At 63.5% G+C, this 658-nt stretch carries 1 protein-coding gene; it reads right to left on the bottom strand.

Annotated features, from left to right (window positions below):
• Window positions 1-658: M23 family metallopeptidase (locus EOA38_RS38250; RefSeq protein ID WP_145966361.1), on the bottom strand; the 658-nt coding region annotated here is incomplete at both ends.

The following is a 658-nucleotide window of genomic DNA, read 5'->3' as shown; positions in this document are numbered from 1 at the left end:
TGTGGCGCACTTCATAGTGGAGATGCGGGCGGGTCGAGCGACCGCTGCTGCCCGTCTTGCCGATCACGTCGCCGGCGGCGAGCTTCTGGCCGACGGTGACATCGATTTCGCTCAAATGCCCGTAGCGCGTGGAGAAACCGTTGCCGTGGTCGACCTCGACCATGCGTCCGTAGCCGCCGTTCCAGCCGGCCTTGGTGACGACGCCGGCGGCCGTGACCTTGGCCGGCATGCCGATCGGCGCCCTGAAATCCATCCCCGTGTGCAAGGCGGCCGTGCCGAGGATCGGGTCGGTGCGCACGCCGAACGGACTGGTGACGGCGCGACCTGGAGCGGGATTGGTGAGCGGCAGCTTGCGCGCTTCCTTCTTGACTTGATCAAGCGCATCAAGAGCCTCATCCAACTCCTTGACTTTGCCGTCGAAGATCATCGAGGAATCGAGCGGGACCAAGGGGCCGCCGACATCGTTCTTGTCGAGCTCTGCGTCGACCGGCAGGCCTGCAGCTTCCAATGCCTGCGAGATCGCATCGGCGTTCCTATAGGCATTATTAGCGAGCGTGGTGATACGGGTAAGCTGCTGGCTCTCGATGGCCTTGAGCGATGCGTTGATCGACACGAACAGCTTATCGGCTCGATCCGCCGCGGTTTCGTTGTCGAGCGG

It is taken from the genome of Mesorhizobium sp. M1E.F.Ca.ET.041.01.1.1, assembly GCF_003997355.1.
Classification (GTDB): Bacteria; Pseudomonadota; Alphaproteobacteria; order Rhizobiales; family Rhizobiaceae; genus Mesorhizobium.
This window is presented reverse-complemented; position numbering and strand designations above follow the sequence as displayed.